This window comes from Aciditerrimonas ferrireducens (assembly GCF_023130475.1).
Taxonomy (GTDB): Bacteria; Actinomycetota; Acidimicrobiia; order Acidimicrobiales; family UBA8190; genus Aciditerrimonas; species Aciditerrimonas ferrireducens.
Genome location: NZ_JAKHEX010000002.1, coordinates 77,370 through 96,739, shown reverse-complemented (window position 1 = coordinate 96,739; position 19,370 = coordinate 77,370). Strand labels below are relative to the sequence as shown.

The following is a 19,370-nucleotide window of genomic DNA, read 5'->3' as shown; positions in this document are numbered from 1 at the left end:
GCGATTCTCCCCATCCAACGAGACTTGATCCCTCGCCGGGAAAGCCTCAGCGAACCAACCGAGCCAGCAACCGCCGCAGCCCCGGCCAGCCCAGCAGCAGCACGCCCCCGCTGCCCATTGCGACCAGGTACGGCGTCGAACCAGCGAACCAAAGCCCGGTGTGCACCGTCGTCGCCGAAGGCCCAGTCGCAAGGCCCGATGCCGACGTCGACGAACCTGCGCTCGTCGACACGCTCGGCACCGAACTCGTGGAACCCCCGATCGAGGTGCCCGACGAACCGCTCGCCGTCGACACCGGAGACGTCCCCGTCGACCCCGACAACGGATTCGACGACGACCCCGACGACAACCCCGACAACGGATTCGACGACGACCCCGACGACAACCCCGACAACGGATTCGACGACGACCCGGTCAAGCTGGGAGTTCCGCCCTGGCTCTGCGTCGAGCCGCTGCCGCTTGCGCTGACGGTGGCCTGGGTCAGGCGGATCGGCTGGTTCGAGGGGCGCTGCCCCCCGAGGAGGCCGGGCAGGGTCCCGGCGAGTGCGGATGCGACGACGAGGGCCCCACCGGCGGCCGCGATCCCTGCAACCGGTGCAGGGAGCCGTCGGCTGGTGATGGCCGATGACGATGCCTCACTCGGTCGCTGCGTTCGACCCACGGTGCTCTCCCTCCCGCGAGACGGTGGATGCCGGGGCAACCACCGGGGACCACCTGGAGGAACCCGGCACAGGAACGAGCACGGTCGTCCGTTCGCGAGGCCCGCGCCAGGATCCCCCACGTCGTCCCTCCGACGTTCACCCTGGGAACCGTCCAGGGCAGCGAACCTTGCGCGCTGGGGCCGGGTCGAGTGAGCGAAGGTCGAGCGGGCGTCCCGGGAGGGTCAGGGCAGGGTGACGGCGCCCCGGTCGGCGCCCTGCACTAGCCGGGCGTACTTGGCCAGGACGCCGGTGGTGTAACGAGGCGGGGGAGCCTGGACCAGGGCGCGGCGGCGATCGAGCTCGGCCCGGTCAACCAGGAGGTCGATGCGATGGGAGGGCACGTCGATGACGATGCGGTCCCCGTCGGCCACCAGGGCGATGGGACCGCCGTCGACCGCCTCGGGGGCGACGTGGCCGACGCAGAAGCCGTGGGTGCCGCCGGAGAACCGGCCGTCGGTCACCAGCGCGCAGTCCGACCCGCGCCCGGCCCCCTTCATGGCCCCGGTGACGGCGAGCATCTCCCGCATGCCCGGACCGCCCTTGGGTCCCTCGTAGCGGATGACCACGACGGTACCGGGCTGAATCTCGCCCGCCAGGATGGCGTCGAGCGCGCGTTGCTCGCCGTCGAAGACCCGGGCGGTGCCCTCGAAGTGGTCCACGTCGATCCCGGCGACCTTCACCACCGAGCCGGCGGGGGCCAACGAACCGCTGAGGATGGCGATACCGCCGCTGGCGTGGATGGGCTCGGCGAGGTCGTGGACCACGACGCCATCGGGTCGGGGCGGGTCCAGGGCCTGGAGGTTCTCGGCCATGGTCCGGCCGGTGACCGTGAGGCAGTCCCCGTGGAGCAGGCCGGCCTCGAGCAGCTGGCGGAGCACCACCGGCACCCCACCGACTCGGTCCAGGTCGGTCATGTGGAACTTGCCGTGGGGTTTCATGTCGGCGACGTGGGGCACCTTTGCCGCGACCCGATTGAAGTCGTCGAGGGCAAGGTCGACCCCCGCTTCGTGGGCGATGGCGAGCAGGTGGAGCACGGCGTTGGTGGAACCGCCGAGAGCCATGACCACAGCGATAGCGTTCTCGAAGGCGGCTTTCGTCATGATCTGGCGGGGCCGGATGCCCAGTTCCAGGAGTCGGACGACCGCCCGCCCGCTCTCGTAGGCCAGGTCCTCGCGCCGGCGGTCCACGGCGGGAGCGGAGGCCGATCCCGGCAGGGCCATGCCCAGGGCCTCGGCCACCGACGCCATGGTGTTGGCAGTGAACATGCCGGCGCAGGAGCCCTCGGTCGGGCAGGCGTTCCGCTCGATGCAGGCCAGTTCCTCGTCGTCGATGGCTCCCGAGGCGTGGGCCCCGACGGCCTCGAAGACGCTCACCACGTCGAGGGCCTGGTCCCGCCAGCGCCCGGGCAGGATCGAGCCCCCGTAGACGAAGACGGCCGGGAGGTCGAGGCGGGCAGCCGCCATGAGCATCCCCGGCAGGGACTTGTCGCAGCCGGCGAAGCTCACCAGGGCGTCGAAGCGCTCGGCGTGCATCATGGTCTCGACCGAGTCCGCGATGACCTCCCGGGAGACCAGGGAGGCCCGCATGCCCTCGTGCCCCATGGAGATGCCGTCGGAGACGGCGATGGTCACGAACTCCACCGGGAACCCCCCGGCGGCCCGGACCCCGTCCTTGGCCCGCCCGGCGAGGCGGCCGAGGGGCAGGTTGCAGGGGGTCACCTCGTTCCAGGAGGACGCCACGGCCACCTGGGGCTTCGCGAAGTCCTCGTCCCGCATGCCGATGGCCCGGAGCATCGCCCGGGCCGGTGCCCGGGTGGGCCCCTCGGTGACCTCCTGGCTGCGGATCTTCAAGCGTCGTCGCCCGTCTTCCCCGGCCTGCACCAGGCCCGAGGAGCGGTCGGCGTCGGCGAGGTCACGAGGGTCGTCGGCCATGCCCCGAGCCTAGGGCGACCAGACCCCTCGGCTCACTCCCAGTCCAGGGGCAGGGCCAGCAAGGCGTTCTCCACCACCTCCGAGAGGGCCGGGTGAATCCAGTACTGCCCGCGGGCCATGCTCTTGGCGTCGAGCCCGAAGGCCATGGCCTGCACGAGGGGCTGGAGCAGCTGGGGTGCCTGGGGCCCCACGACGTGCGCCCCAAGGATCTGCCCGGTCTCGGGGTTGGCGACCACCTTGGCAAAGCCCTCGGTTTCCTCCATGGCCCAGCCGTAGGCCACCCCGGCGTACTCCTGTTGGCCCACGGCCACCGGACCGCCAGCCGCCCGCGCCTCTCGCTCGGTCAGGCCGACGGCCGCCACCCGGGGGGAGGTGAAGACGGCGTGCGGCACGGCCCGGTGGTTGGTCCGCACCGGCCGGTCCGGGTGCAGGAGGTTGTGCTGGACCACCCTGGCCTCGTGGTTCGCGACGTGCTTCAGCATGAAGGGCGAGCTCACGTCTCCGAGGGCGAAGACCCCCGGCACGTTGGTCTGCTGCTGGTCGTCGACCTGGATCCGCCCGTCGGGGGTCAGGGCCAGGCCCCCGGCGCTCGCTTCGACCAGGTCAGCGTTTGGGACCCGGCCGACAGCGGCCAGAACCACGTTCCCGGCCACGAGCTCGCTGCCCTTGGGACCCTCGAGCTCCAGCTCCACCCCGCCCCGCACCGCCCGCGCCCCGACGAGCTTCCGCTGGAGCCGCAGGTCGAAGCGCCGGTCGAAGGCCTCGGTGACCCGGCGGGACACCTCGTCGTCCTCGGCTCGCAGCACCCGGTCGCCTCGGCCCACCACGGTCACGGCCGCCCCGAGGCTGCCGAAGACGTGGGCCAGCTCGCAGGCCACGAAGCCCGTGCCGACCACCACCAGGTGCTCGGGCACCTCGGGGAGCCGCAGGATGGTGTCGCTGGTGTGCACCGCCGGTCCGGCCTCGGCGAGGACGGCGGGCACCACCGGGCGGCTGCCGACCGCCACCACCACCTGCTCGGCCTCCAGGGTCACTGGCCCCTCGGCGGTGGCGACCTCCAGGCACTTGGGCCCCACGAACCGGGCCCGACCCTCGAGCAGCTCGACGTTCGCCATCCCCGAGACCCGCCAGGCCCGGCCAGCATCCGCGATGGCGTCGATCCGCCCGAAGACCCGATCGACGATGCCTGGCCAGTCCACCGACCGGAGCTCCAGGCCGACTCCGAGCGCCTGGGCGTGCGCCGGGGACTCGGCCAGGTCGGCGCTGTGGACCAGCATCTTCGTCGGGATGCACCCCACGTTCAAACAGGTGCCCCCGAAGGAGCCCCGGGGCCCCACCCCCCGGTCCACGATCGCCACCCGCCGGTCGGCGAAGCGTTCGTCCACGATGCTGTTGCCCGACCCGGCCCCGAGCACCACCACGTCGTACCGTCGGCTCTGCGCCACGACCTGGTCCAACCCCGAGAGCTCCGGACCGATTCCCGCCGGGTCCGGCGGCCGAGGAGCGAAGGCGCCGCCTGGCGCCTCAGCTCGCCGCGTGCCGACCCCGACCCCCAAGCGCAGGCCCGACCACCAGGCACTCGGCGATCGACTCGGCGTGGCCGGCGGCCACCTCCTGCGCCAAGCCCACCAGCGTCGCGACGCGGTCGTCGGCCACTCGGTAGTAGCTGAAACGGCCCTGGCGCCGGACCTCCACCAAGCCGCAGGACACCAGGCACGCCAGGTGGGCCGAGACCCGCCCCTGGGACAGCCCGGCCCGGGCGACGCATTCCCGGCCGGTGGCCTCCCCGACCTCGAGCAAGAAGGCCAGGAGGTCCAGGCGGGTCGGATCCCCGAGGGCCCGGAAGAACCGGGCCAGGACCGCCCGGCCGAGGGCCTCCTCGGGACCCGTCGGCGCCCCGGCCGGCACCACCGGCAAGGTGCTCGCCCGCCGGCTCACGGTGCTCCCGCCTCGGCGGCCCGACGGGTCGCCAGTTCGGCGGCCACCAGCTTGCCGTCCGCCTGGCCCCTGGTGCGGCGCATGACCTGCCCGGTGAAGAACCCGGCCAGCTTCTCCTCGCCCGCGCAGAACCGGGACCACTCCTCTGGGTGGGCCGCCACCACCTCCGCCACCACGCTGGCCAGGGCGCCGCGGTCCAGGCCAACCAGGCCGAGCCGCTCGGCGATGTCGGCCGGGTCCCCCCCGTGCTGGAGCAGCTCGGCGAGCACGGTCTTCGCCTGGGTGGCCGAGAGCCGGCCTTCCTGCTCCATGCGCAACAGGGCCACGTAGGCCCCCGGGTCCACCTGGCGGGCCGCCTCCGCCTGGGCAGCCGCTTCGTTGGCCGTCCGGGCCAGGGCCAACGCCGGGTCCACCCCGGCCTCGGCCGCGGCCCGCACCAGGGCGTCCAGGCCCAGTTCCAGGACGGTCTCCGCCTGCTCCGCCCGGGGACCCTCCAGACGCGCCGCCCCGAAGAGCTCGGCCAGGGCCTGGCGTCGAGCGGCGGGCAGGGGCGGCTGGGACGCAGCCACCGCCTCGCGCCATGCCGGCTCGGGGGCCAGGGCCACGAGGTCGGGCTCGGGGAAGTAGCGGTAGTCGAAGGCCTCCTCCTTGGACCGCAGGGCCACCGTCACCCCCCGGTCCTCGTCGAAGTGCCGAGTCTCTTGGACCACCGGCTGGCCGGCCTCCAGCAGGCCGACCTGGCGGGCCACCTCGTGCTCGAGCGCCCGGACCAAGGAGCGCAACGAGTTCAGATTCTTCACCTCGCAGCGGGTGCCGAGCACGTCGCTGCCGGCTCGCCGGACCGAGACGTTGGCGTCCACCCGCAAGGAGCCCTCCTCCATGCGACCGTCGGAGGCGCCGGTGGCCACGAGCACGCCCCGCAGCTCGGCCACGTAGGCCCGGGCCTGCTGGGCGCTGCGGATGTCGGGGGCCGAGACGATCTCCACCAGGGGCACCCCGGCCCGGTTGTAGTCCACCAGGGCGTAGCCGGCCCCGTGGATCCGGCCGCTCTCCCCGATGTGGCTGGTCTTGCCGGTGTCCTCCTCGAGGTGCGCCCGGACGATCCCCACCCGGCTGCCGTCGGGCAGGGTCAGGGCCCCCTCGACGCAGATCGGCTCGTCGTACTGGCTGATCTGGTAGTCCTTCGGCATGTCCGGGTAGAAGTAGTTCTTCCGGTGGAACACCGAGGGCTCGATCCGACAGCCCAGGGCCAGGCCGATCCGCATCGCCAGCTCGACCGCCTGGCGGTTCAGGACCGGCAGCGAACCGGGCAGGCCCAGGCAGACCGGGCAGACGTGGGTGTTCGGCGGGGCCCCGAACTCGTTCCGGCACCCGCAGAACAGCTTCGTCCTGGTCCGCAGCTCGCAGTGGACCTCGAGGCCGATGACGGCCTCCCAGCCGGCCGGGGTCACCGGGGCACCCCCAGGCGCCAGCTGGCAGCCACCGGCGGCGGGGGCAGGGCCGGCGCTGATCGTTCCAGGACCGCTCCGGCGGCCACCAGGCTCGGTTCGGCCAGCGCCGGAGCCAGGAGCTGGACCCCCACGGGCAGGCCGGCATCGTCGGTGCCGAAGGGCACGCTCAGGGCCGGGTGCCCGGCCAGGTTGGTCGGGATGGTGAAGACGTCGCTCAGGTACATCGCCAGGGGGTCCTCCACCTTGGCCCCGAGGGGGAAGGCGGTGGTCGGCGTGGTGGCCCCGAGCAGGAGGTCCGCCTGTTCGTAGGCCCGTTCGAAGGCCCGCACGATGAGGGTCCGCACCCTCTGGGCCTGGGCGTAGTAGGCGTCGTAGTAGCCGGCCGACAGGGCGTAGGTGCCGAGCAGGATCCGCCGCTTCACCTCCGGCCCGAAGCCCGCCGCCCGGGTCCGGGCCTGCATCTCCTCCACGTCGGCCCCATCGACCCGCAGGCCGTAGCGCACCCCGTCGTAGCGGGCCAGGTTCGAGGAGGCCTCGGCCGGTGCGATCAGGTAGTAGGCCGGCAGGCCCAGGGCCAGCTCGGGCACCGAGACCGGCTCGACCGTCGCACCGGCGGCCGCCAGGGCCTCTGCCGCGTCCTCCACCCGCCGACGGACCCCAGGCTCGATGCCCTCGGCCTCCACCAGCTCCCTGACCAGCCCGATCCGCAGCCCGGCCACCCCCCGGTCGAGCGCCCGGTGGCAGGGCAGGACCCCTTCGGGGAGGGAGGTCGAGTCCATGGGGTCGTGCCCGGCGATGGCGTCGAGCAGGGCGGCGGCGTCCTCCACGGTCTGGGCCAGAGGGCCCACCTGGTCCAGGGAGCTGGCGAAGGCGATGAGCCCGTAGCGGGAGACCGCCCCGTAGGTGGGCTTCAGGCCCACCACCCCGCAGAGGGCTGCCGGCTGGCGGATCGAGCCGCCCGTGTCGGTCCCGAGGGCCAGGGGCACCGCCCCTGCGGCCACGACGGCCGCCGAGCCCCCGCTCGAGCCCCCGGGGACCCGGCTCGGGTCGTAGGGGTTGCGGGTCGGCCCGAAGGCCGAGGTCTCCGTCGAGGAGCCCATGGCGAACTCGTCCAGGTTCGTCTTGCCCACCACCACCGCACCGGCTGCGACCAGGCGGGCCACTGCCGTGGCGTCATAGGGCGGCCGCCAGGAGGCCAGGATGCGGGAGGAGCAGGTCGTGGGCACCCCGGCCGTGCAGAGGTTGTCCTTCACCGCCACCGGCACCCCGGCCAGCGGACCGAGCGGCGCGCCGGCCGCGACCTGGGCGTCGACCGCCTCGGCCTGGGCCCGAGCCAGCTCGGGGGTGAGGGTCACGAAGCACCCCAGCTGGCCCTCGACCTGGTCGATGGCCTCCAGGCACCCCTCGAGGACCTCGCTGGCCCGGACCTCCCCGCTCCGCACCGCCGCGGCGATGGCGGACGCCGTCGGCGCCAGGCTCACGGGGCCTCCCCCAGGATCGGCGGCACCTTGAACCGGCCGTCCTCGGCCGCCGGTGCCTCGGCCAGGACCACCGCCGGGTCCAGCGAGGGGCGGGGCTCGTCGTCTCGCAGCACGTTCACCAGGGCGAAGGGGTGCGCGGTGGGGGGAACCCCGGCGGTCGGGGCGGCCGCCACCTGGGCGGCGTGCTCCAGGACGGCCGCCAGCTGCTGGGCGTAGCGGTCCAGCTCCTCGGGGGACAGGGCGATGCGGGCCAGCCGGGCCACATGGGCCGTGGCCTCCCTCGTGATCCGGTCCGGCTCCTGACCAGCATCTTTTGTCCGTCTCCCGGGCACGCTGCCACGGTAGCGCGCTGCCGCGGACCCCCCGGCGGCCCCGGTCCCGGTCGGGGAGGCCCGGCGGCGGCGCGACGCTCCGGCCCGGTCAGGCCCGGTTCGGTAGGGTGGCGGCGACCCAGCCCGGGCCGATCGACCTGGAAGGAGCGCTGTCCGATGCCGTCCTACCCCTTCCTCAGCGACCAGTGGGTCGCCGAGGCCCGCCGTATCCGGGACGAGCTGGCCGGCCCCCGCCCGGCAGTACCCCACCAGGTCCGCATGAACCTGGTCGTCACCGAGGTGCCCTTCGGCGAGGACCCGGTCCATGCCCACCTGGACACCTCCTCGGGCCTGGTCGAGCTGGACCTCGGCCACCTAGCCGACCCGGACCTGACGGTGACGGTGGACTACCAGACAGCCAAGGCCATCCTCGTGGACGGGAACCCCCAGGCCGCCATGCAGGCCTTCATGGCCGGCAAGGTCCGGGTCGATGGGGACATGAGCAAGCTGGTCCTCCTCCAGACCCTGCCCCCCGACCCGGCGGCCGCTGAGCTGGCCCAGCGGATCCGGGGCATCACGGCCTGAGCGACCGGCCGCTCAGCTCGGGACCCCGGGATCCGCCCCGGCCAGACCGGGCAGGGCTTCCAGGAGCTCCCCCACGCTCCAGCGACCCTCCTTCGCCAAGGTCTCGGTCATCGTCCAGGGCTGGAACAGCCGGACCGTGCCGCCCTGGACGAAGAAGACCTGGCCGCTGACCCGGCTGCCGGGGGCCACGAGGGCCACCACCAGGGGTGCCACGTTCGCCGGGTCCCAGACGTCGAACGCCTCGGGGTCGGCCGGGGGCCGCACGATGTCAGTTAGCCCCGGGGTCTGCTCGGTCAGCCGGGTCCGGGCCGCGGGGGCCACGCTGTTCACCCGGACGCCGTAACGGACCAGCTCCCGGGCGGCGATGACCGTGAGCGCAGCGATCCCGGCCTTGGCCGCCCCGTAGTTCGCCTGCCCCGGGTTCCCCAGCAGACCCGAGGTCGAGGTGGTCGTGACCACGGCGGCATCGGGGGTCCGTCCGGCCTTCGCCTCGGCCCGCCAGTGGGCCGCGGCGTGGTGCAGAGGAGCCACGTGGCCCTTCAAGTGGACCCGCACGACCTCGTCCCAGTCCTCCTCGCTGAGGTTCACCAGCATCCGGTCCCGCAGGATGCCGGCGTTCAGCACCAGGCCGTCCAGCCGGCCGAAGTGCTCGAGGGCCTGGTCCACCAGCCGCTTGGCCCCGGCCCAGTCGGCCACGTCGTCGGTGTTCGCCACCGCCTCGCCCCCCGTCGCCGCGATCTCCCGTGCCACGCTCGCCGCGGCCCCCTCGTCGGCCCCGGCCCCGTCGGGCCCCGCGCCGAGGTCGTTCACCACCACCCGGGCCCCCTCGGCCGCCGCCAGCAGCGCGTACTCCCGTCCGAGGCCCCGGCCACCGCCGGTGACCACCACGACCCGTCCCTCGAGCACGCCCATCGCTCCCCTCCCTCGTGTCCTTCCCTGTCGTCCTGCCGATCCCGATGCGCCGGTCCCTGCGTGGGGGAGCCGGTCACTGGGTGTAGACCGTCACCACCGTCCCTCGGGGCACCACCTGGCCCGGGCCCGGGCTGGTGTGGAAGACCACCCCGCCGCCAGGCCCGTACACCGGGCCGACGACCAGGCCCGCGCCCTGCAGTTCGGTCACGGCCTGGGGCAGGGGCACGTCGTTCTCGACGTTGGGCACCGTGACCGGTGGCGGCCCCGAGGAGAGCACCACGGTCACCGTCGAACCCGCCGGGGCCCGGCCCGTGGGGCTCTCCGAGAGCACCGCTCCGGCCGGCTGGGCGAGGGAGGGCTGGGTGCTGCACGCCGCTCGCAGGCCGGCGGCCTGCAGGGCGCTGGCCACCCCGGCGCAGCTGCTGATCCCGGCCAAGCTCGGCACGGCCACGAGCGGTGGGCCGCTCGAGACCACGACGCTGACGGTCGAGCCCTCGGGGGCCCGACCCGTCGGCGACCACCGAAGGACCCGGCCGGCCGGCACGGTCGTGCTGCTGGCCTCCCGACAGCTGCCCCGCAGCCGGTGGGCATCGAGGAGCGCCACCACCGCCGAGCAGCCCCCCGAGACGCTGCCGAGGTCAGGCACCGACACCAGCGGGGGCCCCAGGGAGACCACCACGGCTACCGTGGCCCCTTGTCGGAGCCACGTGCCTGGTGCTGGGATCTCCCGCAGGACGTCACCGGCCAGGCTCTCGACCTGGTACCGCCGACGCAGGACCCGCAGCCGCAGGCCCTCGGCACGCACCACGCGAGCCGCCTGGGTCTCGGGTCGCCCGACCAGGCTGACCAGCCGGTGTCGGGGGAGGAGCACCCCGCTTCGCCAGACCCCGACCCCGGCCAGTGCCGCCAGCACCACCAGCAGGGCCGCGGCGATGAGCCACCCTCGCCGGCGACGGCCCCGCGGCAGCGGAGCCGGGACCGGGTCCTCGGCCGGCGCCGGGGCAACGACACCGGCGGCCGTGGCGGGCGCCAGCGCCGGTGCCGGTTCGGTGCGCTCGAGGGCCGGGACCGGCGCGCCCCGCAGGGCGAAGCCCCCGATGGCCTCGGGTGGGGGCAGTCGGCGGCCGAGCTCCTCCAGGGACCGAGCCAACTCCTCCGCGCTCGGCCGGTCCGCCGGTTCGGGGGCCGCCGCCTGGGCCAGCAGCGCCTCGAGGGGCCCGAGGGCCGGCAGGGGCGGCAGCCGCCGACCCACCCGGCCGAGGACCGTGCCGAGGGGGCTGTCGGCCACGAGCGGCACCGTGCCGGTCACGGCCTCCACGAGCACCAGGGCCAGGCCGTAGACGTCGGCGCGGTCGGTGGCCGGGCCGCCGCCGGCCCGTTCGGGCGCGGCGTAGCGGGCCGTGCCCAGCACGGCGCCGACCGGCTCGGTCCAGCTGGCCGCCTCCAGGGCCCGGGCCAGGCCGAAGTCGCCCACGGCCGCCCGGCCGTCCTGGTCGAGCAGCACGTTGCCAGGACTCAGGTCCCGGTGCACCAGACCCCGGCGGTGCGCGTAGGCCAGGCCGCCGGCCACCTGGGCACCGAGAGCGACCGCCTGGGCCAACGAGAGCCGCTGGCCGCCGTCCAAGAGGTCTCTAAGCGAACCGTCGAAGCGCTGGAGGACCAAGAAGGGTTGACCGCCCTCCTCTCCCCAGTCGAAGACCGCCACCACCCCGGGATGGGTCAAGGCGGCTGCGGCCCGAGCCTCGGCGGTGAAGCGCCGCACGAAGGCCGCGTCCTCAGCGAGGGAGGGATGGAGCAGCTTCACCGCCACCGGCCGCTCCAGGACCAGGTCCACCGCGTCGTAGACCCGGGCCGAGGCCCCCAGACCCAGGAGGCCCTGGAGTCGGTAGCGGCCGGCCAGCACCCGGCCGGTGTCGTCGGAGACGGTCGCCATGGCAGGAAGGGGCGGGCGCCCGGTGACGCCCGAAGCCGTCAGGCTAGCGGTTTGAGGCCGAGAGCTGGTGGTTCTCCGCTCATGAGGGCAGTTCGCCGCTGCGTAGCAGCTCCTCGAAGCGCTCGCCGGGCACCACCGGGATCCCCAGTTCGGCCGCCCGGGTCAGCTTGCTGGCCCCCGGGTCGGCGCCCGCCACGACGACCCATGTCCGTCGCGAGACGCTCCCGGTCGGCTTGCCCCCGGCTCGGCGCACCGCCTCCTCGGCCTCCTCCCGTGTGAGACCCGGCAGGGTCCCGGTCACCACCACGACCCGTCCCGCCAGGGGACCCTGGCTGGGCCCTTCGGCGCGGTCCGCGGCAGCTGGCCGGTCCTCGCCGAGGGACACCCCGGCGGCCCGTAGCTTCTCCACCAGCTGCCTGTTGGCCGGCGCGGCGAAGAACGCCGTGACGCTGCGGGCGATGACCGGCCCGATGCCCTCGACCGCAGCCAGCTCCTCCTCGTCAGCACCCCGCAGGCGGTCCAGGTGGCCGTAGCGAGCGGCCAGGGCCCGGCTGCCCGTCGGACCCAGGTGCCGGATCCCGAGGGCCACGAGCAGCCGCCACAGCGGCCGCGTCCGGGCCTGGTCGATGGCCTGCACGAGGTTCGCCGCTGAGAGCTCGCCCATGCGGTCCACCTGGGCCAGCTCCTCGGCTCGCAGCGAGAACAGGTCGCCGGGATCGTGCACCATGCCGAGGTCCACCAGCTGGGCCACCCGTTTCTCCCCCAGGCCCTCGATGTCCATGGCCCCCCGGGAGGCGAAGTGGACGATCCGCTGGATCACCTGGGCGGGACAGTCGACCGTGGTGCAGAAGGTGTCGGCCTCCCCGGGCAGGCGCACCAGGGGGCCCCCGCAGCTCGGGCAGGTGCGGGGGAACCGCCAGGGGGCCAGACCCGGTGGTCGTGCCGAGAGCACCGGCCCGACCACCTCGGGGATGACGTCCCCGGCCTTGCGCACCACGACCAGGTCGCCGGGGCGGACGTCCTTCAGGCGGACCTGGTCCTCGTTGTGCAGCGTGGCCATCTGGACCGTCGAGCCCCCGACCACCACCGGCTCGAGCACGGCGAAGGGGGTCGCCCGCCCGGTCCGGCCGATGGAGACCTCGATGGCCCGCAGGGTGGTCGTCCGTTCCTCGGGCGGGAACTTCACCGCCAGGGCCCAGCGGGGGGCGTGGCTGGTGGCCCCCAGACGGGCCCGCAGGGCCAGGTCGTCGACCTTCACCACCACCCCGTCGATCTCGTAGTCCAGGTCGTGGCGGTGGGCCTGCCAGTGCTGGCAGTAGGCCACGACCTCCCCCACGCTGGCCACCGTGGCGATCTCGGGGTTCACCGGGAAGCCGAGCTCCCGGAGCAGCGCCAGCCAGGCCGAGTGCCGGTCGACCCCGACCACCTCGCCGACGGCGGCCACCTGGTAGGCGAAGAACGCGAGCGGCCGGCTGGCCGTCACCGTCGGGTCCTTCTGCCGCAGCGAGCCGGCCGCCGCATTCCGGGGGTTGGCGAAGAGCCGCTGGCCCTCGGCCAGCAGCCGGGCGTTCATGGCCTCGAAGGCGCTGACCGGCAGGTAGACCTCGCCCCGGACCTCCATGACAGCAGGGACCGGGCCCAGGCGCCTCGGCCAGGCCAGCTCCTTTGGGATCGCCCCGATGGTGGCCACGTTCGGGGTCACGTCCTCCCCGACCCGCCCGTCGCCCCGGGTGGCCGCCTGGGTGAACCGCCCCCGCTGGTAGGTCAGGGAGATGGCCAGCCCGTCGATCTTCGGTTCGCACACGAAGGGCCCGGCCGCCGCTTCGGGCACCAGCCGGCCGATCCGCTCCACCCAGGCCTCGATCTCGGCGACCTCGAAGGCGTTCTCCAGGCTCAGCATGGGTTCCCGGTGGGTCACCGGGGCGAAGCGCGCTGCCGGGGGCGCCCCCACCTCCTCGGCCACCGACTGCTCGCCGGCCAGCTCCGGGTGGGCGGCTTCCAGGGCCCTGAGCTCGGCCACCAAGGCGTCGTAGTCGGCGTCGGCGATCTCGGGGTCGTCGTCCTGGTAGTAGCGCCGCCGGTGCCGGGCCACCTCGGATCGCAACCAGGCCAGCCGGGCGGCGGGGTCCGAAGCGGGCGGGCCCTGTTCGGCCACCACGCTTCGGACCACACCCGCCCCCGGCCCCTCAGGCGTCATCGCCGCGCTCCCCAGCCGGGCCCCCGCCCGCGGACGGAGGACCGGCCCTCCGGTCCGTGGCCACGGCCGAACCGAGGACCCGGTCGGGGTCCGCCGGGTCGTAGAGCGCGACCAGCTGGCCCGGGGCCACCGGCCGCTCGGGCCGCTCGAAACGCACCCCGTCGGCGGCGAGCCAGCCCGCCCGGGGAGCGCCGTGGGCCGAGACCTGGGCCAGGACCGGACTGCCGACCGTCAGAGGCTCGTCGACCCAGGTCCACCCGGTCAGGGCCACCTCCTCCACCAGGGCTCGGCGAAGGGGCCCCACGAGCACGACCCGCCGCGCCACGTCGACCCCGACCGCGTAGCGCCGGCTTCCCCCGCCCCCGGGGGAGATGCCCCGGCGTTGGCCGACCGTGACCAGCTCGACCGCAGGCACCTCTCCGACCTCCTGGCCACTGTCCACGTCGACCAGGCGACCGGGATGGAGCGCGAGGGCTCGGCCCAAGAATCCCTCGCGGCCCTCACCGGAGGGGATGAAGCACACGTCCTGGCTGTCGGGCTTCCCCGCCGTCGGCAGCCCCCAGCGGGCCGCCAGGGCCCGAACCTCGGCCTTGGTCAGCTCGCCAACCGGGAACCGCAGGACCTCCAGCTGGGCGCGTCCCAGCATGGCCACCACGTAGGACTGGTCCTTCGCCCGGTCCCGGCCCCGCCGCAGCTCGGCGCCTCGCGGGCCGACGGCCACGCGGGCATGGTGGCCGGTCGCCAGAGCGTCGAACCCCAGCCGCAGAGCCCGGTCGAGCAGCAGACCGAACTTCACCTGCCGGTTGCAGGCCACGCACGGGTTCGGGGTCCAGCCCCGGGCGTGCCCGGCCACGTAGGGCCGCACGATCGGCCACCCGCCGAGCGTCCTCGACGTCGGCCACCGAGCAGCAGCCCGAATCCGACGGGCCGCCCCAGAGCTTCAAGGTGGCACCCACCACCTCGTGGCCCTCGGCGGCCAGCAAACCGGCTGCCACCGAGGAGTCGACCCCACCGGACATGGCCACCAGGACCCGCACGAGCCAAGCCTAGGGCTCCGCCCAGGACCGCCTCGGCGGAGCCGGACGCCGGCGGGCCGCCCCTGCCTTCCCCTGCCCGCCCCGACGTGCTACAACGAGGGAAAGCGCAGGGTGTCGACTACATCACACTCTGTGAGATGATGGCGCAGGTTGGCGGCAGCAAGGACGGCTGCCGATGCACCGAGGGGCGCAGGGAGGCGCCGGGCCCGACACCCCCCCGGAGGGGGCGGAGAGAAGGACCGGAGATGGACCAGGCCAAGCAGCCCAGGCAGCCGTCGGCCCCGGTCGCCGGGGCGTCGACCGACGCGACGCGGGGCTTGCCTCCGGGTCTGCCCGACGTGCTCGAGCCCTGGGCCGAGCGCTGTCGGGCCCGGGGCCTTGCGACCGGCCCCGGGGCGGGCGCCGACGCGCTCCTGGCCACCTTGGCCACCGCCCTCGCCCAGGGCGGCCAGACCGCCCAGCTGGGTCGCTCCGCTCGGAGCTGGGGGGCAAGAGCCCAGTCCCCGGCGGACGTCGTGACCGCCCTGGCCGCCCTGCGAACCCTGCTCGGGGAGGACCCTCGGTCCCTGGTCGCCCTGGGGGTCCCGTCCGCACCGGCCGGCCTCTCCCCGGCGGTGCTCCACGAGCTGCTCGACCAGGTCATGTTCCAGGCGGTCGACGCCGCGGCCGGTCAGCTCTCGGCCATCGCCCGCACCGATCCCTTGACCGGCTGCCGGAACCGTCGGGCCCTCGCCGAGGACCTCCGACGAGCCCTCGCGGCCGCCGAGGAGGCGGACCTGGACCTGGCCGTGGCGGCCATCGACCTGGACGGCCTGAAGACCATCAACGACACCCGGGGCCACGCTGCGGGCGACGCGGCCCTCAGCGCCCTCGTGGCCACCTTCCGTCGGGAGCTCCGGGACGCCGACGACCTCTACCGGACCGGCGGTGACGAGTTCGTCCTCCTCCTGCCCTTCACCGATGCCGCTGGAGCCCGGGCCCTCCTGGGGCGCCTCGAACGAGCCGGGGGACCGGCCTTCAGCTGGGGAGTGGCCGCCCGGCCCCGGTCACCGGGCAGTGCGCCCTTGACCCCCGACGCGCTCGTGCACCTGGCCGACCTCGACCTCTACCGGCGACGCCGGGAGCGCCGTCGCCGTCGAGCCCGCCAGGCCCGTTTCCGGCGGGGCCTCGGGGCGGCCTCGGCGGTGGCCTCCCTGGCCGCGGCGGTGACCGCCTTCGACGTCGCCCAGGCCTCCTCCCCGCCGGTCCCGGCCTCCGTCGGTGCACGCCCGGTCGGCGCAGGCCCAGTCGGCACAGCCTCAGCGGGCTCGGCCCGGGAGGCCACCCGCCGAACGGGCACCCCCGGGGCCAACTCGAGCACCTCGTCCTCCGGCACCCTGGCGGCCCACCAGCTCGGGTCCGCTGACCAGGCCCCTGCCAACCTGCTCAGCGCCCTCCAGCGGGCCAGCATGCCCGCGGGCCAGCTTGCGACCGGGGTCTTCACCTCGGCTGCCCCCAATGGACCAAGCCATCGCGGGCCCGGCAAGCCTGGAGCCAGCCCCAGCGGGCCCGGCCCGGTGGGGACCCGGCCCCCCGGTCTCGGGTCGGGTCACCCCTCCCCCCCGGCTGGGCCCCTAGGTCTCACCCCCGCCGGCCCACCAGGCCGTCAGGGCGGCCCCCGGCACGCTCGCCTGCACCCGCCCCGTCCTGGCGTCGGCGCGCCCGGCCCCCAGCAGGGCCGCCCCCCACAGGGCGCGGCGCCCCCGGCTCAACCGGTGCCGCCCACCCCCGGGACCGCGCCCGGCCGGCCGCTCGGCCCTCCTGGCGTGCTCCGCCGGGGAGCCGGCGTGCTCGCCGCCGAGGCGAGGGTCGGTCCTCTCGACCGGGTCCCCTGATCCCTGATCCGCTCGTCCCCCGGGGCTTTCGACCGCAGGGCACGGACCACCCCGGGGACCACGGCCAGGGCCCGGTCCACCTCGGCGTCGCTCGTCGTCCAGCCGAGGCTGAAGCGAAGGCCGGTGCGGGCCTCGGTCTCGGGCAGGCCGATGGCGGTCAGGACGTGGCTGGGCTCGGGGGCACCGCTGGCACAGGCTGCGCCGACCGAAGCGCAGACTCCGGCGACGTCGAGCCCGACGACCAGCTCCTGGGCGGCGACCCCGGGGAAGCGGAGGTGGGCGAGGTCCACGGCGGCGCTGTCCCACGCCGCACCGAGGGTGGGGACCGCCCCGGCCTCGGCCACCAGGCCCGTCACCAGGCGGCGCCGCAGGGCAGCCAGACGCGCCCGAGCGGCCACCCGATCCTCCCACGCGGCCTGGAGGGCGGCGGCCATCCCGACGGCCAGGGCGACCGGCACGGTCCCCGGGCGCCGGCCCCGCTCCTGGCTGCCGCCCCGCAGCAAGGGCGCCAGCTGGGCCGGTCGTCGGACCACCAGCGCCCCGATGCCCGGCGGACCACCGACCTTGTGGGCGCTCAAGGCCACTAGGGCGCAGCCCTGGGTCAGCTCGGGGAGCTCGACCCAGGGCAAGGCAGCCACCGCGTCGCAGAGCACCAAAGCCCCCGGGGCGGCCCGGGCCACCTGGGCCACGACCTCGGGGACCGGCTGGACGGTGCCCAGCTCGTTGTTCACCGCCATGACCGCGACGAGGGCCACCGGCGGGCCGGGCGAGTCCAGGGCCTCGGCCAAGGCGGCCAGGTCCAGGATCCCGGTCGGCTCGACCGGCACGGTCGCGCCCCCAAGAGCCCGGCAGGGCTCGAGGACCGCCGCGTGCTCGATGGCGCTGCACAGCAGTCGACCCCGGTCGCGGGCCGCATGCACCCCCAGGTTGGCCGCCTCGGTACCGCCGCTCGTGAAGACCAGCTCGTCGGGCCGGCACCCCACGACCGCCGCGATCTGCTCCCGGGCGTCCTCCAAGGCGGCCTTGGCTCGCCGGGCCATCCGGTGGGACCCCGCCGGGTTGGCCGGCTGGCCAGCCAGCCAGGGCAGCATGGCCTCCAGGGCCTCAGGGCGCAGCGGGCTGCTCGCCGCGTGGTCCAGGTACACCGGGGCCCCGCCCGGCTCCCTGCCGGCCCGCGCCGTGGTGTTCATCCTGGGTGGGCCCCCATGATCACGGCCGCCGCGCCGACCAGGACGAGCACCCCGGCGGCCCCGAGGGCCATCCGTCGGCCTTCTCGGGCGACCTCGGGCCCGGGAGTCGGTTCGCGCTCGTCGGCCAGGACCCGGGCCAGGCGCCGCTCGCCGCGCAGGACCAGGGCCTCGCTCAGGAGCACGGCGGCCACCCAGAGCCCGCCGCCCATCTCGACGAAGGGGTCGTCGAAGGCGAAGCGGCCGTCGCTCAGCCAGACCAGGGCGGCCCCGAGCAGGGGCACAAGGTAGACGGCCCGGGCCGCCCAGTTCCGGGGGGTGGCGAAGAACCGGGCCAGGTGGGCCGGGAGCGGTCCCACCGGGAGCCGGGCCAGGCGGGCCCCCTGGACCCCGGTCACCAGGACCGAACCGAAGCCCACGAGGACCGCCGCCACGTGCAGCGCCAGGACGATCCCGAACGCCGGGCTGTTCACTCCGACCCCGGCCAGCCAGACCTCCCCGGGCAGCAGCACGACCTCATGGTGCCCCAGCGCCCGAGGGCCGGGGAGTCGCCGGCCCGGGCCGCCCCGTTCCCCAACGCCGACCCAACCGGGCCGCCGAGTCCTTGGCTCGGGGAGCGGGCCTGCCGAGGTCTTCGGTGTGCCATCCCCGCCGGCCCGCCGCCCGCTAGCCTGAAGCCAACGAGAGACGAGCAGCGCGGGGCAGTCAGCCGGCCCGGGCGATACCCGGACCGGGTACGAGGAGCGTGATCGGCCAGTGAGGTCCGTCGCCGTAGCAGCAACGCCGAGGAGGGCCCGGTGAGCCAGCTCCGCCTTGATCCGCTGACCGGCCGTTGGGTGGTCTTGAGCGTGGACCGGTCCGAGCGGCCCTCGGCTTTCGCCCCTCGGCTCTCGGTGGTCCAGGCCGACACCTCTCGCCCCTGTCCTTTCTGCCCGGGCAACGAGGAGGCCTCCCCGCCGGCCCTCGAGACCTACGGGGCCGGTGGACGGTGGGCCGTCCGGGTGGTGAAGAACCTCTACCCGGCGTTCGAGGGGGACGAGCCCTTCGTCGTGGAGCACCGCGGGCCGGTCTTCACCCAGGCGAACGCGGGCGGCATCCACGAGGTCCTGGTCCTCTCGCCGTCGCACGCAGACGGCTGGGACGCCATCAGTGAGGACCAGGCGGCCTTGGTCATGGCCGCCATCCGGGATCGCGTCGAGGAGCACGCTGCGGTCCCCGGTCTGCGCTACAGCCAGGCCATCGTGAACAGCGGCCGGGAAGCCGGCGCCTCCATCGAGCACCCCCACGGCCAGCTCCTCGGCATCCCCTTCGTGCCCCGGGAGCTGGTCGACGAGCAGGCCGGGTTCGCCCGCTTCGCTGGCCGCTGCTTGCTGTGCGCCACGGTGGCCGCCGAGGAGGACGCCGGCCACCGGGTGGTCCTGGCCGACGACCGGGTCCTCGTGGTGGCCCCCTTCTGGAGCGGGGTGCCCTACGAGATGCTGGTCCTGCCCCGGGCCCACACCGCCCACCTGCACCGGGCCCACCCCCAGGACCTGGCCGGGGTCGGCCAGGCCATCCGGGAGGCCCTCCGCCGGCTGCGCCAGCGGCTCGGGGACGTGGCCTACAACGTGGTCTTCCACGCTGCCCCCTACCGTGCCCCCGAGCCCTACCACTGGCACGTCCACATCCTCCCCAAGCTCACCACCAGGGCTGGTTTCGAGCTGGGCACCGGCGTGGCCATCAACATCGTGGCTCCCGAGACGGCCGCTGCCGAGCTGCGGGCCGCCGACCCGGCCGAGAGCACCCCGGCGCAGGCCGTCGCCGGCCAGGCCTGAGCGCCGGCACGCCCCCGG

General features: G+C 75.0%; 15 protein-coding genes and 2 pseudogenes. 4 read left to right on the top strand and 13 right to left on the bottom strand.

Features of this window, described 5'->3' with window-relative positions; genetic code table 11:
• The first annotated feature begins 158 nt into the window (after nt 1–158).
• The gene (locus tag Acit_RS02485; protein ID WP_248105396.1) at nt 159–854 is read left to right on the top strand and encodes a hypothetical protein; all 696 of its coding nucleotides are present in this window, start codon (nt 159–161) and stop codon (nt 852–854) included.
• 29 nt (nt 855–883) lie between these two features.
• Here Acit_RS02485 and ilvD read toward each other — a convergent pair whose 3' ends face one another.
• The 6 genes from ilvD to gatC all read right to left on the bottom strand — a co-directional run bounded on the left by ilvD (nt 884) and on the right by gatC (nt 7,834).
• Complete coding sequence (gene ilvD / locus Acit_RS02480) at nt 884–2,632, bottom strand: dihydroxy-acid dehydratase (protein ID WP_248105395.1); 1,749 nt, start codon at nt 2,630–2,632, stop codon at nt 884–886.
• A 32-nt stretch (nt 2,633–2,664) separates the two neighbouring features.
• The gene (locus Acit_RS02475; protein ID WP_248105394.1) at nt 2,665–4,077 is read right to left on the bottom strand and encodes a mycothione reductase; all 1,413 of its coding nucleotides are present in this window, start codon (nt 4,075–4,077) and stop codon (nt 2,665–2,667) included.
• A 79-nt stretch (nt 4,078–4,156) separates the two neighbouring features.
• Nucleotides 4,157–4,570, bottom strand: coding sequence for an ArsR/SmtB family transcription factor (locus Acit_RS02470; RefSeq protein ID WP_248105393.1), 414 nt, complete (start codon nt 4,568–4,570; stop codon nt 4,157–4,159).
• Nucleotides 4,567–6,021: an Asp-tRNA(Asn)/Glu-tRNA(Gln) amidotransferase subunit GatB gene (gene gatB, locus Acit_RS02465; protein WP_248105392.1), complete on the bottom strand. Its 1,455-nt coding sequence runs from the start codon at nt 6,019–6,021 to the stop codon at nt 4,567–4,569. Before gatB ends, Acit_RS02470 begins: the two co-directional genes overlap by 4 nt.
• A complete protein-coding gene (gatA, locus tag Acit_RS02460) occupies nt 6,018–7,502 on the bottom strand; it encodes an Asp-tRNA(Asn)/Glu-tRNA(Gln) amidotransferase subunit GatA (RefSeq protein WP_248105391.1) in 1,485 nt (494 codons plus the stop codon). The genes gatB and gatA overlap by 4 nt, the downstream gene beginning before the upstream one ends.
• A complete protein-coding gene (gene gatC, locus Acit_RS13405; RefSeq protein ID WP_248105390.1) occupies nt 7,499–7,834 on the bottom strand; it encodes an Asp-tRNA(Asn)/Glu-tRNA(Gln) amidotransferase subunit GatC in 336 nt (111 codons plus the stop codon). Before gatC ends, gatA begins: the two co-directional genes overlap by 4 nt.
• A 156-nt stretch (nt 7,835–7,990) precedes the next feature.
• Here gatC and Acit_RS02450 point away from each other — a divergent pair, with 156 nt between their 5' ends.
• On the top strand, nt 7,991–8,398 hold the full coding sequence (locus tag Acit_RS02450; protein ID WP_248105389.1) for an SCP2 sterol-binding domain-containing protein: 408 nt from the start codon (nt 7,991–7,993) through the stop codon (nt 8,396–8,398).
• A gap of 12 nt (nt 8,399–8,410) precedes the next feature.
• On the opposite strand, the gene Acit_RS02445 is transcribed toward Acit_RS02450, so the two are convergent.
• From Acit_RS02445 to Acit_RS13395, 5 genes and pseudogenes are all read right to left on the bottom strand, one after another.
• Nucleotides 8,411–9,310, bottom strand: coding sequence for an SDR family oxidoreductase (locus Acit_RS02445; protein ID WP_248105388.1), 900 nt, complete (start codon nt 9,308–9,310; stop codon nt 8,411–8,413).
• A 73-nt stretch (nt 9,311–9,383) separates the two neighbouring features.
• On the bottom strand, nt 9,384–11,243 hold the full coding sequence (locus Acit_RS02440; RefSeq protein ID WP_248105387.1) for a Stk1 family PASTA domain-containing Ser/Thr kinase: 1,860 nt from the start codon (nt 11,241–11,243) through the stop codon (nt 9,384–9,386).
• Between the two features lie 79 nt (nt 11,244–11,322).
• Nucleotides 11,323–13,440 (bottom strand): NAD-dependent DNA ligase LigA, encoded by a 2,118-nt coding sequence (ligA, locus tag Acit_RS02435; RefSeq protein ID WP_248105386.1) that lies wholly within the window; start codon nt 13,438–13,440, stop codon nt 11,323–11,325.
• Entirely contained in the window at nt 13,430–13,570 is a 141-nt protein-coding gene (locus Acit_RS13400; RefSeq protein WP_312709266.1) for a hypothetical protein, read from the bottom strand. Before Acit_RS13400 ends, ligA begins: the two co-directional genes overlap by 11 nt.
• Nucleotides 13,571–13,798: 228 nt before the next feature.
• Nucleotides 13,799–14,459: pseudogene (locus Acit_RS13395) on the bottom strand (MnmA/TRMU family protein); the annotation flags it as partial.
• 155 nt (nt 14,460–14,614) lie between these two features.
• On the opposite strand from Acit_RS13395, the pseudogene Acit_RS13390 reads away from it, so the two are divergent.
• Nucleotides 14,615–15,466 (top strand): annotated as a pseudogene (locus Acit_RS13390) (GGDEF domain-containing protein); the annotation flags it as partial.
• A gap of 758 nt (nt 15,467–16,224) precedes the next feature.
• Here the strand turns inward: Acit_RS13390 and Acit_RS02420 are convergent.
• Nucleotides 16,225–17,541 carry a cysteine desulfurase family protein gene (locus tag Acit_RS02420; protein ID WP_312709191.1) on the bottom strand — a complete coding sequence of 439 codons (1,317 nt, stop codon included), beginning with the start codon at nt 17,539–17,541 and terminating at the stop codon, nt 16,225–16,227.
• On the bottom strand, nt 17,538–18,050 hold the full coding sequence (locus Acit_RS02415; protein ID WP_248105384.1) for a hypothetical protein: 513 nt from the start codon (nt 18,048–18,050) through the stop codon (nt 17,538–17,540). Before Acit_RS02415 ends, Acit_RS02420 begins: the two co-directional genes overlap by 4 nt.
• Nucleotides 18,051–18,335: 285 nt before the next feature.
• On the opposite strand from Acit_RS02415, the gene Acit_RS02410 reads away from it, so the two are divergent.
• Nucleotides 18,336–19,352, top strand: a complete 1,017-nt coding sequence (locus tag Acit_RS02410) for a galactose-1-phosphate uridylyltransferase (RefSeq protein ID WP_248105383.1) — start codon at nt 18,336–18,338, stop codon at nt 19,350–19,352.
• The last annotated feature ends 18 nt before the right edge of the window (nt 19,353–19,370 follow it).